Source organism: Micromonospora sp. WMMD712 (genome assembly GCF_029581295.1).
In the GTDB taxonomy this organism is placed as follows: Bacteria; Actinomycetota; Actinomycetes; order Mycobacteriales; family Micromonosporaceae; genus Micromonospora; species Micromonospora carbonacea.
In genome coordinates this window covers 3,432,069-3,449,788 of sequence record NZ_CP120743.1, presented here as the reverse complement: position 1 = coordinate 3,449,788, position 17,720 = coordinate 3,432,069, and the positions used below count along the sequence as shown (strand labels likewise).

The following is a 17,720-nucleotide window of genomic DNA, read 5'->3' as shown; positions in this document are numbered from 1 at the left end:
GTCAGCCGGCGAGCCGCCAGCGCCCGCCCCGGGCGACCAGCGTGGTGAGGGCCTGCGGCATCAGCCCCGAGTGGTTGTCCGGCGTCATCCGGATCGGGCCGGAGAGGCCGTCCATCTGGGACGTCTCCAGCACGTTGCGCAACCCGTCGCGCCCGGCCCTGCCGGGTTCGCCGCCGGCCCGCAGCTCGGCGTCGGCGATGAGCTGCACGGCGTCGGCGGCGAACGAGGAGAAGCCGTTGTAGCCGCCGAAGCGGGCCGTGTAGTCCTGGAACCACTGGCGGCGGGCCGCCTTGGCCGGCGTGGTGGCGATGACGTCGTCGATGACCATCGTCTGCGTGAAGATCAGGGTGGCCCGCTCCGCCGACCGGGACGCCGCGCCCAGGAACAGCTCCCCGGCGGCCGAGGCGTCGAAGAACAGCGAGCCGGTGAACCCGGCCGTCTGGGCCGCGCCCGCGGCGAGCATCGCCTGCTCCGGCGGGGTCCAGACCACCATCGCCTCCGCGTTCCGCGCGGCCAGCGTGGCGACCTGCTGGCTGACGTCGGTGTCGGTGGTCTTCACCGACTGGTCGCTGAGCAGCTTGATGTTGGTCTTGTCGAACTCGCGGCGCAGCACGTCCAGCCCCTCGCGGCCGTAGCTGTCGTCGCTGTTGAGCACGGTCACCTTGCGGATCCCGCGCCGGCGCAGCTCGGTGGTGAGGGCGGCGGCGCTGTCGGCCGCGTTGGGGGCCAGCTTGAACAGGTAGCGCCGGTCGGCGACCGGGGTGGCCACGGCGCTGGACGAGGCGAGCGCGATCGTCGGGATCTTCTTCTCGTTGATCGTACGCGCCGCGCCGACGGCGCATTCGTTGCACCCGCCCATGATGATCGCGCTCACCTGGGAGTCGTTGCTGAAGTCACCGATGTTGCGCAGCGACTCGCTCGCGTCCGACCGGTTGTCCTTCACCTTGAGCTCGATCTTGCGGGCGCCGAGCGCGCCCGAGCCGTTGAGCTGGTCGACCTTCAGTTCCAGCGCGCGCTGGTACGCCTTGCCCACCGGGGCCGCGGAGCCGGACAGCTCCAGGTCGACGGCGATCACGATCGGGCTCGTATCCTGCTCCGCCGCGCCGAACTGGCAGCCGGTGAGCGTGGTGGCCAGGACGGCCGAGGCGAGCGCCGCGATGGTCACGGAGCGGATGGGAGTCAACTCTGTCCTCCAGGTGCGGCGCGGGCAGTTGCCCGGTCACCGCCGCTTGTTCCGTCCTCAGTGGAGAAACGGGATTGGTCTGCCGTACGGTGTGCGCGAAGCCTGCAAAACCTTGCCAATGCCGGGCCCTGTGGTCAAGCGCGGATGCTCCCAAGCTTTTCGGGACGGGTGTCCCACATGTTGGGGTTACCCGATGTTTGCAAACGCTTACTTTGCATAAGCGCACGACCACTCTGGAGTCACATCCCCTGATCAGGGGCTTGGGGAAATGAAGGTATTAGTTGACCGGATCACGCGATGAGTGCCGTGCGACCGTTTCCTACCTCACCGCGGCTTCCCAAACACGATCTTCTCTGATGAAATCGCGGCCGTGCCGCGCGCGGCGCTGTCCGCTGCACCGGGCACGGGTCGGCGGTTCAGGCGTGGAAGAAACGACGGAGGCGATGTCGTGAGCACCGGACCTACGACCCTGCCCGAGAGCGGCGAGTCGAACGAGCGGGGCCGGCGACGGCTGCCCCGCCTCCGGGATGCCCGGATCCGCTCGAAGCTGGCGCTGATTCTGGTGGTGCCCGTCGCGGCGGTGATCGCGCTCGCCACCATCCGGCTCATCTCCACCGGTGAGGGCGCGCTGGAGGCGACCCAGCTGCGGTCGCTGACCGCCCTGTCGATCGACGTCTCGGCGCTCACCCAGGACCTGCACAAGGAGCGGATGGCCGCGGCCACCCTGCTGGCCCGCCCGGGGGAGAAGGGCCGCGTCGACGAGTTCAACCTGCGGGTACGCAGCACCGACGCGCGCATCGAGGCGTACAACGCCGCGCGGGGCGGCATCGGGGAGGTCCCGGGCGACGTACGGGACCGGCTCAAGGTCATCGACGACCACCTGAAGACGCTGAACAGCACCCGCCAGGAGGTGCTGGACCGCAAGCAGATGCCGGTGGCCGAGGCGTCGCTGCGTTACGGCGTCATCGTCACCGACCTGGTCTCCTACAACGACACGCTCGCCCAGATGCCCGGCCAGGAGGCCCTGGCCGACAACCGCCGGGCGGTTGCCGCGTTCGCCCACGCCAAGGCCGCGGTCGCCGAGGAGCAGGCGGTCGCCTACACGGCGCTCTCCTCGGGCCGGCTCGACGAGGAGCAGTTCTCGTCCTTCGTGGCCACCCTCACCAGCCAGCAGGAGGCCCTGGTCTCCTTCTCGCTGGCCGCCGACCCGGTCCAGCGGGCCCTGGTCGACGGCACCGTCTCCGGTGACGCCGTCGTGCTCGCCGACCGGGTGGCCGCCGACCTGACCCGGTCGGTCGGGCAGGCACCCCTGGTCACCGCCGCCGACGTGTCCTCCTCCATCGGCTCGGTCAACGACCTGATGCGGTGGGCGGAGATCCAGCTCCAGCGGCGGCTGCTCGACCAGACCGAGCAGGCCCGCGTGGACGTCATCCGGCAGGCCATCGTCGAGTCGGTGCTGGTGCTGCTGACCCTCGTCATCGCCGTCACGCTGGCCGTGGTGCTGGCCCGCTCGCTCAACCACTCGCTGCGCCGGCTGCGCGAGGGCGCGCTCTCGGTGGCCAACCACGACCTGCCCGACGCGGTGCAGCGGCTCCAGACCATCGGCAACGTCGGCGACGGCGGCGTGGAGGAGATCGTCCGGCAGGTCCGGGATCCGATCAAGCTCACCAACCGCGACGAGGTCGGGCAGGTCGCCCTGGCGTTCAACGTCGTCCACCGGGAGGCGGTCCGGGTCGCCGCCGAGCAGGCCGCGCTGCGGACCAGCGTCTCCGCGATGTTCCTCAACCTGGCCCGGCGCAGTCAGACGCTGGTCGACCGGATGATCGGCGAGCTGGACGCGATCGAGCGCGGCGAGGAGGACCCGAAGCGGCTCGCCCAGCTCTTCGAGCTGGACCACCTGGCCACCCGGATGCGCCGCAACGACGAGAACCTGCTGGTCCTCGCCGGCGCCGACTCCGCCGTGCCGCGCCGCGACGACGCGCTCCTGATCGACGTGCTGCGGGCCTCCCAGTCCGAGGTCGAGCAGTACAACCGGATCGAGTTCGGCACCGTCGACACCGACATCTCGGTCGCCGCGCACGCGGTGAACGACGTCGTCCGTCTGGTCGCCGAGCTGCTCGACAACGCCACCCGCTTCTCCCCGCCGAACACGGTGGTGGTCGCCGACGGCCGACGGATCCGCGACTACGTGCTCATCCAGGTCGAGGACCGGGGCCTCGGCCTCACCGACGAGCAGCTCGACTCGCTCAACCGCCGGCTCTCCGCGCCGTCGACGGTGGACGTGGCCGCGTTCCGGCTGATGGGTCTCGCCGTGGTGAGCCGCCTCGCCTCCCGGTACGGGATCCGGGTGGAGCTGCGGCGCAACGTGGAGGGCGGCACGGTCGCCCAGGTGACCCTGCCCAGCACGACCGTGGTGCTGCCGTCGCTGCGGGGCCGCGAGCCGGCCCCGGCCCCGCTCACCCCGGCGCGCCAGCCGGCCCAGGTGGAGCAGGCCCCGTCGAGCCCGACCGGCTTCGGCGAGCCGGCGACCGCCGGCCGCACCGCCACCCTGACCGACCAGTGGCGCACCGCCGCGCCCACGCCGGCCCGGTGGCAGGTGCCCGGCGACACCCGGGACGGGGTGACGGCCGCGCCGTTCGGCAGCCCGACCGTGTCCCAGCCGACGCTCCCGACCATGACGCCCGTGTCGCAGCCGCCCACCCCGCAGCCGTCCGCGCCGGCCCAGCCGGCGTACGCGCCCGGCGGCGGGGCGATCGGCAGCCCGACCGTGGCGTTCCCGGCGCTCGACCCGCTGCCCCGCCGGTCGCCGAACGGGGAGCCCGCCCAGCCGGCCACCCCGCTCGCGCCGGCCACCCCGTCGGCGTCGTTCGCGCCGGCCACCCCGTTCGCCCAGACCAATGCGACGGCGTCGTTCGCGCCGACCGCTCCGCTCGCGCCGGCGACCCCGGCGCTGCCGGGTGGCCCGGTCGCCGGGACGACGCCCTCCGCCCCGCTCGCCCCGCCCGTGCCGATCGCGCCGGCCACCCCGGTGGTCGCCCGCCCGGCCCAACAGGCGGAGGCGCCGATCTTCCGCGAGATGGAGGCGGTATGGTTCCGCTCGCACGGTGACGACGTGACCGCGATCTTCCAGCGCCCCAACTTCGACGAGCCCGCCCCGGCACCGGCCACCGCCGCGCCGCGGGCCCCGCTGCCCACCCGTACCCCGGGGGCCACCGACACGGACGGCCCCGGCGCGACGACGACGGCGCCCCAGGTCCACAGCGCGCCGGTGGCACCGCCCCCGCCGCCGCCGGTCGCCGCCGCGCCCAGCGGACCGGCGGCACCGACCCCGCCACCGGCGGTGGACCCGGAGGCGTGGCGGACCGCCGCCGACGAGGGCTGGTCCCGGGCCAGCCAGGCGGCCGAACCGCCGGCCGCCGGCACCACCCGCTCCGGCCTGCCCAAGCGGGTGCCCCAGGCCCAGCTCGTCCCCGGCGGGATCGAACCGAAGAGCGGCCGGGACCGCAGCCGGCGCACCCCCGACGAGGTACGCGGCCTGCTGTCGGCCTACCACCGCGGCGTGCAGCGGGGGCGGACGGCCGGCGGGGACCAGAACAGCAATTCGACCAAGGAGACGAGCCGATGAACAGGCCAGCGGCCATGCAGGACATGGGTTGGCTGCTCACCAACTTCGCCGACAGCGTGGCGGGCATCGCCCACGTGGTGGCGGTGTCCGCGGACGGGCTGCTGCTCGCCTCGTCCCGGGACCTCCCCCCGGACCGGGCCGACCAGCTCGCCGCCATCACCTCCGGCGTGGTGAGCCTGACCGAGGGCGCGGCCCGCATGTTCAGCGCCGGCGGGGTGCTCCAGACGGTCATCGAGATGGACAGCGGATACCTCTTCCTGATGTCGATCAGCGACGGCTCGTCGATGGCGGTGCTCGCCGCCCGTAGCTGCGACGTGGGGCAGGTCGGCTACGAGATGGCCCTGCTGGTCGAGCGGGTGGGCGCGGCGCTGGTGCCGCTGCCCCGCGACGCGGTGCGCGCGTAGCGCGGCCGGGCTGCACGGACAGATGACCAGACGTCGAGCGACGACGTCGACCGGGAGGAGGTGATCGCGGATGGACCAACGACGGGAGGACCCGCGCGGCGCGCTGGTGCGTCCGTACGCGGTCACCCGCGGCCGTACCGAGCCACGCCAGGACATCGCGCTGGAGGCGGTGCTGACGGCCAGCCCGACAGCCGTCGCCGAGTCCCGGTTCGCCGGTCACGACAAGCACCGGATCGCCACGATCTGCGAGGGTCGGCCCCAGTCGCTGGCCGAGGTCGCCGCGTACACCCGGATGCCCCTGGGCGTCGCCCGGGTCATCGTCGCCGACATGGTGGCCGAGGGCCTGCTGACCCTGCATACTGCCGCTCCCGCCGAGGGATACGAGGAGCGGATGGAAATTCTTGGAAGGGTGCTAAGTGGACTTCGCAGGCTATGACCCCGCCGGGGCGCGCCGCAACCGCGGGATCACCTCCGCGAAGATCGTGGTTGCGGGTGGCTTCGGGGTGGGCAAGACGACCCTGGTCGGCGCGGTCTCGGAGATCACTCCGCTGACCACCGAGGCGGTGATGACCTCCGCCGGCGTCGGCATCGACGACCCGTCGAAGGTGCCGGGGAAGCAGACGACGACGGTCGCCATGGACTTCGGCCGCATCACCATGGCCGAGGACCTGATCCTGTACCTGTTCGGCACGCCCGGCCAGACCCGGTTCTGGTTCATGTGGGACGAGATCATCAAGGGCGCGGTGGGCGCGGCGGTGCTGGTCGACACCCGCCGGATCACCGACGCCTTCGCCCCGCTGGACTACTTCGAGAACCGCCGCCTGCCGTACGTGGTGGCGCTCAACCGGTTCGACGGCGCGCCACAGTACGAGCTGGAGGAGGTCCGCGAGGCCCTCGCCATCTCGCCCCAGGTGCCCCTGATCATGACCGACGCCCGGCACCGGGAGCCCGTCAAGCAGGTGCTGGTGACGGTCGTCGAGCACGCGATGATGCGCCTCCAGGCGGAGCACGGCCGGGGCTTCCCGACCCCGGTCGGCTGAGCGTCGCCCGCGGCGGGACCCCGCCCGGCGGGAGTGCGGCGGCGGGAGCGCGCTCGGCGGGAGTGCGCTCGATCGTGGAAAGAGTGGCCTCGAAGCGACACCGAGGCCACTCTTTCCTGCATCGGGCGTGATCAGGGCCCGCCACTCGCTGTCGGATGGCTTGGGGCCGGGTGGCGCGGGGCGTGCTGTCGATGGCCGGTTGCGGTGGAGTCGCCTCGGCGTGTCGTGTCCCGGAGGCAGCCACCGTTCCCCGGCATCATCGATCGTCCACGCCGTCCGTCAGCCGTTCGTAGCGCAGTTCGTGCAGGTGCGCGCCCTTGACCATGACGGTCACCTCGATGGGCCGGTCGGGGGAGTGGACGACCCGGAGCTGGCGCAGGACCGGAACGTTGGCGGGCAGGTCGAGCCGCTCCAACTCCTCCGTGGTCGGCATCCGGGCCGACACCTGGTCGACGTGGCGCTGTTGCGGGTGGCCGATCTCGGCGAGGACCCGGGGCGCGCCACCCCGGATTCGTCGCGTCCTGGCCAGCTCGGTGTGCCGAGCGATCGAGGCGGGATAGTACGACCAGGACAACTCGACCGGCTCGGCCCGGTGGAGGAGGAGCCGGTGGCGCAGTAGCGCCGGCTCACTGCTCGCCAGGCCGAGGCAACGGCTGACCTCGGCGGGCGGCTCGATCTCGGCGACCTTCAGGATCTCGTACGCGAAACTGCCCTCGGACGGCGGGACGTATGCGGTGGCGGTGACGATCAGTGGTTCCCGGTCCCGTACGTAGACACCCTTGCCGACGTGACTGTGGAGGTACCCCTCGTCCTTGAGCGCGGCCAGGGCTCGCTGGATCGTCGCGGTGGCCGCGCCGTACTGCGTGACCAGGGTGGGAATGGACGGCAGTTGCGCGCCGGACGGCAGGTCGCCGGCCATGATTCGGGCTCGGAGATCGGCGGCGATCTGCTCGTGTCGTGGACGGCCGTCACTTCTCCTCGTCACGGCGGTGACCCTTCTACTCGATCGCCACTTGGTATCGCAGGCGGCGGCCCTCGGCCACCATGTTCATCATGCTCACCTCGACCGGGACTCCGGCGTCGTTCGTGAGCAGGCGGGTGAGGCTGAGCACCCACTCGCCGGATGCCAGGTCCAGCAGGGCGCGCTCCGTCGCGGTCGGACGGCGGGCCCGGACGTCCTCGGTCGCCATCCGGGGGCGGTGCCCCAGCTCGGCAAGCAGGCTCACCGCGCCGCCCCGGATCTTCCGGGGCTCGGCGAGCGCGGTGCCCCGTGCCAGGTGGAGCGGATAGTAGGAGTCGGTCAGTTCGACGGGTCGCTCGTCGAACAGCATCAGCCGACGTCGCACCAGGACCTGGATCCCGTCGACGGCCTGGAACGCTTCGGCGACCTCGGGCGGTGGGTCGACTTCGGCGACGTCGAGCAGGCGCTGCGTGCCCACGCCGCCATGCGCGGCGGCCTCCGTTGCCCACGGCTCAGGTGCGTCATCGACTCTGGGGACGACGTACGGCATCGACACGCTGGTCCACCCGGTCACGCGCATCCTTCCGACACTCCGTGGAGGCACGGCTACTGCTTGCCACCTTATGTGTATGGCAGTAAGGTTCGATTCCCAGGATAGCCCAACGAAAAGCGGACCGGGGTGGGCCGGTTTGGCGGCCTCCCCCACTCCGGTCCGGCGCGAGCCGACGGGAGCAATCGCGATGGACCACGTCCCGGGGAACGACTCCCCATCTGTCTATCACCCTTCGCCGGCCGGGGACACCCGCGCCGCGCCTGGGCGGGCGGCTCGCGCTCGGACCGGCCTCACGAACCGCTCCCGACCCCCCGTCGTCCGGGTCGGCGACATCGTCGTCGCCGAGGAGGGCAGCTACCGCTTCGGCCTCGGCCCGCTCGCCCTAGAGGTCGTCGAGATCGGTGCCCGGGAGCGGCACGCCGACGGCCTCTGGATCGAGCTGCGCGGCGTGGAGCTGCGGCAGGCCGACGCCGCTCGGCTGCGGCAACGCCGGGTGCTGGTCCGGCTCGACGCGGCTCGGATCCGCCCGGGGCTGCTCTCTCGGCGTCGCCGAGCGGGGGCAGCCCGGCTGGCGGCTCTGGCTCCGCCGACCCCACCCGCCCCCGCAGCCCGGCAAGCCGCGCATCTGCCGGTCCGGCCGACCTGGGCGTGCACCGGCTGCGGCGACCCGTGGCCGTGCGCCACCGCGCGTGCTCACCTGCTCGCCGAGTATGCCGACGACCAGTTGATGCTGTCGGTTCACCTGGCCCGTCACCTGGTTGACGCGATCTCCGACCTGCCGCCCGGGAAGCCCGGCGAGCGGTACGCCCGGTTTCTCGGCTGGGCCCGCCGCCGCTGAACCCTGATTCCCGGCCGGGGTCAGTCGATGCGGAGGCGGTAGCCGCGCTTCACCACCGTCTGTACCACCCGGGGAGCCTTCAGCCCGGCGCGCAGCCGGGCCACCGCCATCTCCACCGCGTGCTCGTCCGCGCCGCGCGGCAGCGTCCGCAGCAGGGCGGTGCGGGACAGCACCCGACCCGGTGAGGTGGCCAGGGCCCGCAGCACCGCCATCGGCGCCGGGGCGAGCGGGCGCAGCTCCCCGTCGACCACGGCCGCGTGGCCGCGCAGGGTCAGCAGGTGCCCGGCGGCCTTGATGCTGACCGTACGCCGGGGCAGCTCGTCCACGATGGTGCGGACCAGCGCGCCGAGCCGGGCCCGGCTCGGCGCGCTCACCGGCACGCCCCGCCGCACCAGCGGCTCGGCGGTCACCGCGCCCACGCAGCTGGCCAGCACGTCGCCGCGCAGCGCCTCCAGCACCGTCTCGGTGCGGTCCCCGGCGGCGCGCAGCAGCGCCTCGGCCGCCGGGGCGGAGGTGAACGTGACCGCGTCCACCAGCCGGCCCGCGACCAGGTCGATGAGCCGGTGCAGCGGCGCGGGGTCGGTCGGCGGGGCCCACCGGTAGACCGGCACCTCGATCACGGTCGCCCCGGCGTCCTCCAGCGCGCTCGTGCACTCGGGCTGCCGATCGCCGTGCAACTGCATGGCGATCACCTGCCCGGCCACCCCGCGCCGCACCAGGTGCTCGACGACCTCCTCGCAGCTCTCCGAGTCCGGCGACCACTGGTCGTGCAGGCCGGCGGCGCGGATCGCCCCCCGCGCCTTGGGACCCCGGGCCACCACGTACGCCTGCGACAGCACGCCGCGCAGCGGCTCCGCCAGCCCCCAGCCCTCGGCCGCCTCCAGCCAGCCGCGCATCCCGATGCCGGTGTTGGCCATCAGCACGTCCGGCCGGCGGGCCAGGCACTCCCGGGTCGCCTCGCGCAGGTCCGTGTCGTCGGTCAGCGGCACGATCCGCAGGGCCGGCGCGATCACCACCCGCGCGCCGCGCCGTTGCAGCAGGGCGGCCAGCTCGTCGCGTCGGCGGTCAGCGGTGACCCCGATGGTGAAGCCGGCCAGCTCGTCGGCCATTCACCCCTCCCGTCTCAACCGCACCTCGACCAGGCCGTCCCGGCAGCGCACGTCGTGCCGGGGCACCGCCACGCCGGGCAGGTCCAGGCAGGCGCCGGTGCGCAGGTCGTACACCTGCTTGTGCAGCGGGGAGGCGACCGTCGGCGTGCCGCCCCGGCTGCCCACGATGCCCCGCGACAGCACGTACGCGCCGCCGACCGGGTCGAGGTTGTCCAGGGCGAACAACTCGCCGCCGGTGCGGAACAGGGCGACCTGCGCCCCGTCGACCAGGGCCGCCACGCCCCGTTCCGGCTCCAGCCGCTCCAGCGGGCAGACCGGGCTCCAGCCCGGTGCGTCCGCCGCCGGGGGGCGCGTGGACGTGTCCGTCGCGATGCTCATCGCCGTACCTCCGGAAGGCCGAGGGTGACCGGTTGCCGGCGGCGGGCGGGCGCCTCGCCGTCGGGTGCCGCTGCCGCCGCGACGGGCCGGGCCCGGCCGGCGGGCACGGGCTGGCCGCGTTCGACGGCGAAGGTGATCGACGGGTCCGGCACGTCGGGCGCGTTGACGAACGACGAGAAGCGGCGCAGCCGCTCCGGGTCGTCGAGCACGTCGCGCCACTCGTCCGAGTAGCCCGCCACGTGCCGGGCCATCTCCGCCTCCAGCTCGGCGCAGAGGCCCAGCGAGTCGTCCACGATGACCGCGCGCAGGTGGTCGAGCCCGCCCTCCATCGCCTCGATCCAGGCGGCGGTGCGCTGCAACCGGTCCGCCGTGCGGATGTAGTACATGAGGAACCGGTCGATCAGCGGGATCAGCTCCGCCGTGGACAGGTCGGTGGCGAACAGGTCGGCGTGCCGGGGCCGGAAGCCGCCGTTGCCGCCGACGTAGAGGTTCCAGCCGGTGTCGGTGGCGATGATGCCGAAGTCCTTGCTGCGGGCCTCGGCGCACTCCCGGGCGCAGCCCGACACCGCCGACTTGAGCTTGTGCGGGGCGCGCAGCCCCCGGTAGCGCAGCTCCAGGGCCACGGCCAGGCCGACGGAGTCCTGCACCCCGTACCGGCACCAGGTCTCGCCGACGCACGACTTCACCGTGCGCAGCGCCTTGCCGTACGCGTGGCCCGACTCGAAGCCCGCGTCCACCAGCCGCCGCCAGATCTGCGGGAGCTGGTCGACCCGCGCCCCGAACAGGTCGATGCGCTGCCCGCCGGTGATCTTCGTGTAGAGCTTGAACTCCTGCGCCACCTGACCGATCACGATCAGTTTCTCCGGGGTGATCTCGCCGCCGGGGATCCGGGGCACCACCGAGTAGCTGCCGTCGCGTTGCAGGTTCGCCAGGTACGCGTCGTTGGTGTCCTGCAACGACGCCCGCTCGCCGTCGAGCACGTGCCCGGTGCCCAGCGACGCGAGGATCGAGGCGACCACCGGCTTGCAGATGTCGCAGCCCCGGCCCCGCCCGTGCTCGGCGATCAGCCGCGAGAAGGTGCGGATGCCGCGCACCCGCACCACGTCGAACAGCTCCTGCCGGCTCAGGTCGAAGTGCTCGCACAGCGCGGTGGACTGCTTCACCCCCGCCGCGTCGAGCAGCTGCTTGAGCATCGGCACGCACGACCCGCAGCTCGTCCCGGCCCGGGTGCACGCCTTCAGCGCCGGCACGTCCGCGCAGCCGCCGGCGATCGCCGCGTCGATGTCGTCGCGGGTCACCGCGTTGCACGAGCAGACCTGCGCGCTGCCGGGCAGCGCCCCGGCCCCGGCCGCCGCCCCGCCGGCCGGGGCCAGCAGCGCCAGCGGCGCGGCCGGCAGCGGCCCGCCGACGCTGGCCCGCAGCGTCGGGTAGGCGCTCGCGTCGCCGACCAGCACGCCGCCGAGCAGCGTCGTCGCGTCGTCGGAGAGGACCAGCTTCGCGTACGACCGGGTCGCCGGGTCGGTGAACGTCACGTCGAGGCTGCCCTCGGTGGTGCCGTGGGCGTCGCCGAACGACGCCACGTCCACCCCGAGCAGCTTCAGCTTCGTTGCGGTGTCCGCGCCGGGGAACGTCGCCGCGCCGCCCAGCAGCCGGTCGGCCACCACCTCGGCGGTGGCGTAGCCGGGGGCGACCAGGCCGTGACAGACCCCGTCGACGGCGGCGCACTCGCCGACCGCCCAGATCCGCTCGTCGCCGGTGCGGCACGTCGCGTCGACCAGCACGCCGCCGCGCGGGCCCAGCTCCAGCCCGGCCGTGCGGGCCAGGTCGTCGCGGGGTCGGATGCCGGCCGCCACCACCACCAGCTCGGCGTCGACCGTGCGGCCGTCGGACAGCTCCAGCGCCGCCACCGCGCCGTCCGCGCCGGGTCGCAGCGCGGTGGTCGCCACCCCGAGGTGGGTGGTGACCCCCAGCTCCTCGACGTAGCGGCGCAGCATCGCCCCGCCGGCCTCGTCGACCTGCACCGGCATCAGCCGGGGCGCGAACTCGACCACGTGGGTGGCCAGGCCGAGCAGGCGCAGCGCGTTCGCCGCCTCCAGGCCGAGCAGGCCGCCGCCGATCACCGCGCCGACGCGCCGGCCCCGGGCGTGCTCCCGGATCGCCTCCAGGTCGTCGAGCGTGCGGTAGACGAACACCCCGGGCAGGTCCCGGCCCGCCACCGGCGGCACGAAGGGGTACGAGCCGGTGGCCAGCACGACCGCGTCGTACGGGTGCTCGCCGGCCGCCGTGACCACCACCCGCCGCTCGCGGTCGATGGCGGTGGCCGGCTCGCCGAGGCGCAGCTCCACCCCGTCGTCGGGGGTGTGCAGGTTCAGCTCCTCGGCGGACACCCCGTCGAAGAACGCCGACAGCCGCACCCGGTCGTACGCCGGCCGGCGCTCCTCGGCGAGCACCGTGACCTGCCAGCGGCGGTCGGTGTCCCGGGCGCGCAGCGCCTCGGTGAACCGCTGCCCCACCATGCCGTTGCCGATGACGACCACCCGGCCGCCGGTGGCGGCGTCGCCTCCGGCGGTGCCCGGCCCTGTCGTGTCGCCGTTCATCACGCCACCTCCACGCGGTCGTGTCGCGCCCTCGGGCTGTCGTCGTCGGTCGGGTCGGTCGCGGGCGGCCCGGCCGGTTCGTCGGCCGCCGGGTCGACCTCGGCGAGCCAGCCGACGATGCCGGCGAGGGCGTCGCGGCACCCGCCGCAGCCGGTGCCGGCCCGGGTCGCCGCCGACATCGCCGCCACCGTCCTGGCCCCGGCCCGCCAGCAGGCCACCAGCGCGCCCTTGCTGACGTCGTTGCACTGGCACACGGTCGCCGCGTCCGGCATCAGCGCCGGTGACGCGGCCGGTGCCGCCGGCGCGCCGCCGAGCGCCCGGCCCAGCAGCAGCGCCCGCCGGTCCGACGGCACGGGCGCGCCCCGGTCGAACAGCTGCACCACCGTGCCGACGGCCGGGTTGTCGCCGAGCAGGATCGCCCCGGTCAGCCGCTCGTCGCGGATGCGCAGCCGGGCGTACGTGCCTCGGGCCGGGTCGGCGAAGGTCAGCTCCTCGACCGGCCCGTCGCCGGCCCGGTCGCCCCCGGCGGCGGTGTCGCCCATCGCGGCGAGGTCGATTCCGGCCGCCTTGAGCCGGGTCACCGCCGGCCGGGCCCGGTACGCGGCGTGCGGGTCCGCGCCGCTGAGCAGCTGCGCCACCACCCGGGCCTGCGCCCAGGCCGGCGCGACCAGCCCGCTGGGCGTGCCGTCGTGCTGGGCGCAGTCGCCGATCGCCGACACGTGCGGGTCGCTGGTGCGCAGCCGGTCGTCGACCACGACGCCCCGCTGCACCGCCAGCCCCGCCGCGGCGGCGAGGGCGGTGTCGGGACGCACCCCGCAGGAGAGCACCAGCAGGTCGGCGGCGAGCGACGAGCCGTCGGACAGGTCGAGCCGGACGCCGTCGGCGTCGGCGGCGAGCCCCGTCGCGGACGCGCCGAGGCGGGCGCGGACGCCGAGGCCGGCGAGCGTGCCGGCGAGCACCGCGCCGGCCGTCGGGTCGAGCTGCCGTTCCATCAGGTGCCCGTTCGGGTGGACCACCGTCACGTCCAGCCCCCGGGCGGCGAGCCCCCGGGCCGCCTCCAGCCCGAGCAGGCCGCCGCCGAGCACCAGCGCGCGGCGCGCGCCCCGGGCCAGGGCCAGGATGCGCCGGCAGTCGTCGAGGGTGCGGAAGACGGCCACCCGGTCGGGCAGGGCCGCCGGGTCCAGCCCCGGCAGCGGCGGGACCACGGCCCGGCTGCCGGTGGCGAGCACCAGGTGGTCGTACCCGATGCGCTCGCCGTCGCCGGTGCGCACCTCGCGGGCGGCCCGGTCGATCGCGGTCACCGCGACCCCGGTGCGCACGTCCACGCCGTGCCCGGCGGCCTCGGTCAGCTCCACGTCCGGCTCGTCGACCTTCCCGGCGAGCAGGGTGGAGAGCATGATCCGGTTGTACGCCCGGTGCGGCTCCGCGCCGAGCACGGTGACCTTGCGGTCCCCGGGGCGGGCGTGCAGCTCGGCGGCGAGCCGCGCGCCGGCCATCCCGTAGCCCACGATCACGACGGCGGTCATGCCTGCGCCCTCTCCACCCGTACGGCGCAGATCTTGAACTCCGGCATCCCGGAGACCGGGTCGACGGCGTCGTTGGTGACCGAGTTGGCCCGCGCGGCCCCGCCCCAGTGGAACGGCGCGAAGACCGTGTCGGGGCGGATCGTCGGGGTGAGCCGGGCCGGGGCGCGCAGCTCGCCGCGCCGCGAGGTGACGCGTACCTCCTCGCCGTCGCCGACGCCGAGCCGGGCGGCCAGGTCCGGGTGCAGCTCGACGAACGCGCCCGGCGCGGCCCGGCGCAGCGCCGCCACCCGGCGGGTCTGCGCGCCGGACTGGTACTGGGCGAGCACCCGGCCGGTGGTCAGCCGCAGCGGATAGTCGGCGCACACCTCCTCGGCGGCGGGCCGGTGGTCGACCGCGCGGAACCGGGCCCGCCCGTCGGGGGTGGGGAAGGTGTCGGCGAACAGCCGCGGCGTGTCCGGCGCGTCCGCGTCCGGGCAGGGCCAGAAAACTCCGCCGGTGGCCTCGATCCGGTCGTAGCTGACCCCGGCGTAGTCGGCGACCCCGCCGGCCGAGGCCCGGCGCAGCTCGCCGAAGACCTCCGCCGGGTCGTCGCCGAAGCCCGCCTTCGCGCCGAGCCGGTCGGCCAGGTCGGCGATGATCGCCAGATCGGTCCGCACGCCCGCCGGGGGCGTACGCACCGCGCGGCGGCGCAGCACCCGGCCCTCCAGGTTGGTCATCGTGCCGTCCTCCTCGGCCCACTGGGCGGTGGGCAGCACCACGTCGGCCAGCTCGGCGGTCTCCGAGCGCACCAGGTCGGCGACGACCAGCAGGTCCAGGTCCCGCAGCCGGCCCTCGACCCGGGCCGCGCGGGGCGCGGACACCACCGGGTTGGAGCCGAACACCAGCAGCGCCTTCGGGCCCGCCGGGGTGCCGAGGGAATCCAGGAGCTGGTAGGCGGGCACGCCCGGCCCGGGCAGCTCGTCGGCGCTCACCCCCCACACCCCGGCGACGTGCGCGCGGGCCGCCGGGTCGGTGATGCTGCGGTAGCCGGGGAGCTGGTCGGCCTTCTGACCGTGCTCCCGCCCGCCCTGGCCGTTGCCCTGCCCGGTGAGGCAGCCGTAGCCGGAGCCGGGCCGACCGGGCAGGCCCAGCGCGAGCGCCAGGTTGATGAACGCGGTGACCGTGTCGACGCCCTTGGCGTGCTGCTCGGCCCCCCGCGCGGTGAGGATGATCGCGCCGCCCGCCGTCGCCAGGGCCCGCGCGGTCGTCTCCAGGTCGGCCACCGGCACGCCGGTGAGCCGCTCCACCTCCGCCGGCCAGTAGCCGGCCACCGTGCGCCGCACCTCGTCGAAGCCGGTGGTGCGCTCGGCGACGTACGCCCGGTCGACGTAGCCCTCGGTGAGCGCGATGTGCAGCAGCGCGTTGGCCAGCGCGAGGTCGGTGCCGGGCACCGGTTGCAGGTGCAGGTCGGCCTGCCGGGCGGTGGCGGTGGCCCGGGGATCCACCACGATCAGCGTCCCGCCGGCGGCCTGCTGGTCGGCGACGTGGCGCATCAGCGGCGGCATCGTCTCGGCCGGGTTCGCGCCCACCATCAGCAGGGTGCGGGCCCGGCCCAGGTCGGCCAGCGGGAACGGCAGCCCCCGGTCGACGCCGAACGCGCGGTTGCCGGCCGCCGCCGCCGACGACATGCACCAGCGCCCGTTGTAGTCGACGTGCCGGGTGCGCAGCGCCACCCGCGCGAACTTGCCCAGCGCGTACGCCTTCTCGTTGGTCAGCCCGCCGCCGCCGAAGACGGCGACCGCGTCGCGGCCGTGCCGGTCCTGGACGGCGCGCACGCCCCCGACGATCCGCTCCATCGCCTCGGCCCAGGACGCCGGGCGCAGCTGCCCGGTGCCGGCGTCGCGCACCAGCGGGGTGGTCAGCCGGTCGGGGTGGTCGAGCAGGTCGGCGGCCGTCCAGCCCTTCTGGCAGAGGCCGCCACGGTTGGTGGGGAAGTCCCGGGGGAGGACCTCGACCCGGCCGCCGGTCTGGCGCAGCGTCATGCCGCACTGGAGGGCGCAGTACGGGCAGTGCGTCGCCGCCTCCCGGGGGGAGCCCCCCGGGTCAGTCGCCGGCCGCGCACCGTCTGTCATGTCGGCAAAGCGTGCCGCCGGGCGGTTTCGGGTCAGCGTCCCGTTTGTTTCGGTCCTGTCAAGAGCACCTCACACCGCACAGGAGAAACGCGCCGGACCTCCTGCTGAACGCAGGCTCGCTGGCGTAACGGTCGATGTCATCAGGTCGCCAGGCGCTCCAGCCGCTCCGCGAAGCGGGCGGCACCGGCCTTGCGCAGGAAGGCGACCAGTTCCGCCTCGTCGTAGTCACCGGTGCCCCGCGTGCGCCGGTAGTAGTCGAGCTGCCTCGCCAGGACCCGCCACACCGGGGCCATCGAGTCGCCCGCGACGTGGTCCAGGAACTCGTCCGCGGTGTGGACCTCAAGGCGGTCTCGCACGCACTCCGGGGGGAACGCCTCGCGTCCCTGCCGGTCGTTCGTCACCAGCACGTCGACACCGCCGTGGATCGCGGCGGCGAGCACGTGACGGTCGTCGGGGTCGGGCGGGCAGGGCACCGAACCGGGTGAGTAGCCGGTGACCATGCCGTCGGGGAAAGCGGCGACGAACTTGCGTCGCTGCCCGCCGATCGCGTGCTCGGACAGTTCCGGGCGCTTGCGGCGCAGGCGGTACATCCACTCCGCCAGGACGTCTTCGCTGTAGCGGAGGTCGTAGGCGCTCTCCAGCGCAAGGAGGCAGATCCAGTCGCGGAGCGTCCGTGAATACAGGACGTTGGCATCCAGGAACACCAGGGGGGAGCTGGGGATCACCGGGACACTTTACCGATCGTGACCGATCGGGCACGCACTACTCGTCGTTGAGTCCGAGCGCGTCCGACTCCCGCATCAGCGCCTCGTACGACCGGCGACGCTCCTCCAGTTGACGCTGCCGGAAGTCCAGGACGTCGCGCAGGAACACCCGGCGATGGCTGCCGACCCGGTGCGCCGGGATGGTGGCGTCGTCGAGCAGGCGGACGAGCGAGGGGCGGGACATGCCCAGGAGCTTCGCCGCCTCGGTGGTCGACAGTTCCCGGGAGATGGCGTTGACGGCCACGCCGTCGCCCCGGGCCAGCGTGGCGGCGATCTCGCGCAGCAGGTCGAACAGTTGCACGGGAACGGGCACCTCCTCGCCGTCGGCTGAGACGAGTCGCGTCGGGCCGTCGCCGAGGCGGCGGTGGTGACGCCTGAGGAAGTCGTCGATCTCGGCCACTCGTTGGCGCTCAGGGCCCTCGGCGGGCCGCACGGACATCGTGGCGGTGACGCTCATGGCCGTTCCCCCCTGCTTCTGCGTGAGTTGTTTGGAGGATCCGTACAACTCGCCCTGGACTCCATATTCACTCGTGTCCGAAGCAACCGCAAGACATTGCGAATATTGCGCCTGTCGTGACCGGGTTCGAAGCGGTGGGGATGACCGGGGGTCACACCGGGAGTAGGCTGGGTG

15 protein-coding genes are annotated in these 17,720 nt (G+C 74.1%); 5 read left to right on the top strand and 10 right to left on the bottom strand.

All coding sequences use genetic code 11. The features are described 5' to 3' along the window. Nucleotide 1 precedes the first annotated feature (1 nt). Nucleotides 2–1,183, bottom strand: a complete 1,182-nt coding sequence (locus O7633_RS14675) for an ABC transporter substrate-binding protein (RefSeq protein WP_074472546.1) — start codon at nucleotides 1,181–1,183, stop codon at nucleotides 2–4. A 448-nt stretch (nucleotides 1,184–1,631) separates the two neighbouring features. On the opposite strand from O7633_RS14675, the gene O7633_RS14670 reads away from it, so the two are divergent. The 4 genes from O7633_RS14670 (at nucleotide 1,632) to O7633_RS14655 (ending at nucleotide 6,252) form a co-directional block, all read left to right on the top strand. Continuing rightward, nucleotides 1,632–4,808, top strand: a complete 3,177-nt coding sequence (locus tag O7633_RS14670) for a nitrate- and nitrite sensing domain-containing protein (protein WP_282328205.1) — start codon at nucleotides 1,632–1,634, stop codon at nucleotides 4,806–4,808. Further along, entirely contained in the window at nucleotides 4,805–5,212 is a 408-nt protein-coding gene (locus O7633_RS14665) for a roadblock/LC7 domain-containing protein (protein WP_043965587.1), read from the top strand. The genes O7633_RS14670 and O7633_RS14665 overlap by 4 nt, the downstream gene beginning before the upstream one ends. A 70-nt stretch (nucleotides 5,213–5,282) precedes the next feature. Beyond that, nucleotides 5,283–5,648 carry a DUF742 domain-containing protein gene (locus O7633_RS14660; RefSeq protein ID WP_007072983.1) on the top strand — a complete coding sequence of 122 codons (366 nt, stop codon included), beginning with the start codon at nucleotides 5,283–5,285 and terminating at the stop codon, nucleotides 5,646–5,648. Continuing rightward, nucleotides 5,629–6,252 (top strand): ATP/GTP-binding protein, encoded by a 624-nt coding sequence (locus O7633_RS14655; RefSeq protein ID WP_043965589.1) that lies wholly within the window; start codon nucleotides 5,629–5,631, stop codon nucleotides 6,250–6,252. The genes O7633_RS14660 and O7633_RS14655 overlap by 20 nt, the downstream gene beginning before the upstream one ends. Before the next feature lie 256 nt (nucleotides 6,253–6,508). Here the strand turns inward: O7633_RS14655 and O7633_RS14650 are convergent, their stop codons facing one another. Together O7633_RS14650 and O7633_RS14645 are read right to left on the bottom strand one after the other, a co-directional pair. After that, a complete protein-coding gene (locus O7633_RS14650) occupies nucleotides 6,509–7,237 on the bottom strand; it encodes a GntR family transcriptional regulator (RefSeq protein ID WP_282328204.1) in 729 nt (242 codons plus the stop codon). A 13-nt stretch (nucleotides 7,238–7,250) separates the two neighbouring features. Continuing rightward, complete coding sequence (locus tag O7633_RS14645; RefSeq protein WP_282328203.1) at nucleotides 7,251–7,793, bottom strand: UTRA domain-containing protein; 543 nt, start codon at nucleotides 7,791–7,793, stop codon at nucleotides 7,251–7,253. Between the two features lie 160 nt (nucleotides 7,794–7,953). Here O7633_RS14645 and O7633_RS14640 point away from each other — a divergent pair, with 160 nt between their 5' ends. Then, nucleotides 7,954–8,604 carry a hypothetical protein gene (locus O7633_RS14640; RefSeq protein WP_282328202.1) on the top strand — a complete coding sequence of 217 codons (651 nt, stop codon included), beginning with the start codon at nucleotides 7,954–7,956 and terminating at the stop codon, nucleotides 8,602–8,604. A gap of 20 nt (nucleotides 8,605–8,624) precedes the next feature. Here the strand turns inward: O7633_RS14640 and O7633_RS14635 are convergent, their stop codons facing one another. The 7 genes from O7633_RS14635 to O7633_RS14605 all read right to left on the bottom strand — a co-directional run bounded on the left by O7633_RS14635 (nucleotide 8,625) and on the right by O7633_RS14605 (nucleotide 17,546). Continuing rightward, on the bottom strand, nucleotides 8,625–9,713 hold the full coding sequence (locus O7633_RS14635) for a uroporphyrinogen-III synthase (protein WP_282328201.1): 1,089 nt from the start codon (nucleotides 9,711–9,713) through the stop codon (nucleotides 8,625–8,627). Next, nucleotides 9,714–10,091, bottom strand: coding sequence for a nitrite reductase small subunit NirD (gene nirD / locus O7633_RS14630; RefSeq protein WP_282328200.1), 378 nt, complete (start codon nucleotides 10,089–10,091; stop codon nucleotides 9,714–9,716). After that, nucleotides 10,088–12,688 (bottom strand): nitrite reductase large subunit NirB, encoded by a 2,601-nt coding sequence (nirB, locus tag O7633_RS14625; RefSeq protein ID WP_282328199.1) that lies wholly within the window; start codon nucleotides 12,686–12,688, stop codon nucleotides 10,088–10,090. Before nirB ends, nirD begins: the two co-directional genes overlap by 4 nt. Next, on the bottom strand, nucleotides 12,688–14,214 hold the full coding sequence (locus tag O7633_RS14620) for an FAD-dependent oxidoreductase (RefSeq protein WP_282328198.1): 1,527 nt from the start codon (nucleotides 14,212–14,214) through the stop codon (nucleotides 12,688–12,690). The genes nirB and O7633_RS14620 overlap by 1 nt, the downstream gene beginning before the upstream one ends. Beyond that, nucleotides 14,211–16,325 (bottom strand): molybdopterin oxidoreductase family protein, encoded by a 2,115-nt coding sequence (locus tag O7633_RS14615; RefSeq protein WP_282328197.1) that lies wholly within the window; start codon nucleotides 16,323–16,325, stop codon nucleotides 14,211–14,213. The genes O7633_RS14620 and O7633_RS14615 overlap by 4 nt, the downstream gene beginning before the upstream one ends. A 140-nt stretch (nucleotides 16,326–16,465) precedes the next feature. Continuing rightward, the gene (locus O7633_RS14610; protein ID WP_282328196.1) at nucleotides 16,466–17,050 is read right to left on the bottom strand and encodes a PIN domain-containing protein; all 585 of its coding nucleotides are present in this window, start codon (nucleotides 17,048–17,050) and stop codon (nucleotides 16,466–16,468) included. Nucleotides 17,051–17,087: 37 nt separating this feature from the next. Next, nucleotides 17,088–17,546 (bottom strand): helix-turn-helix domain-containing protein, encoded by a 459-nt coding sequence (locus tag O7633_RS14605; RefSeq protein ID WP_282328195.1) that lies wholly within the window; start codon nucleotides 17,544–17,546, stop codon nucleotides 17,088–17,090. Nucleotides 17,547–17,720 lie beyond the last annotated feature (174 nt).

Coding starts and splice junctions, on each gene's coding strand:
- O7633_RS14660 (WP_007072983.1), top strand. CDS start 5,283: ATGGACCAACGACGGGAGGACCCGCGCGGCGCGCTGGTGCGTCCGTAC.
- O7633_RS14665 (WP_043965587.1), top strand. CDS start 4,805: ATGAACAGGCCAGCGGCCATGCAGGACATGGGTTGGCTGCTCACCAAC.
- O7633_RS14645 (WP_282328203.1), bottom strand. CDS start 7,793: ATGCGCGTGACCGGGTGGACCAGCGTGTCGATGCCGTACGTCGTCCCC.
- O7633_RS14635 (WP_282328201.1), bottom strand. CDS start 9,713: ATGGCCGACGAGCTGGCCGGCTTCACCATCGGGGTCACCGCTGACCGC.
- nirD (WP_282328200.1), bottom strand. CDS start 10,091: ATGAGCATCGCGACGGACACGTCCACGCGCCCCCCGGCGGCGGACGCA.
- nirB (WP_282328199.1), bottom strand. CDS start 12,688: ATGAACGGCGACACGACAGGGCCGGGCACCGCCGGAGGCGACGCCGCC.
- O7633_RS14640 (WP_282328202.1), top strand. CDS start 7,954: ATGGACCACGTCCCGGGGAACGACTCCCCATCTGTCTATCACCCTTCG.
- O7633_RS14620 (WP_282328198.1), bottom strand. CDS start 14,214: ATGACCGCCGTCGTGATCGTGGGCTACGGGATGGCCGGCGCGCGGCTC.
- O7633_RS14605 (WP_282328195.1), bottom strand. CDS start 17,546: ATGAGCGTCACCGCCACGATGTCCGTGCGGCCCGCCGAGGGCCCTGAG.
- O7633_RS14615 (WP_282328197.1), bottom strand. CDS start 16,325: ATGACAGACGGTGCGCGGCCGGCGACTGACCCGGGGGGCTCCCCCCGG.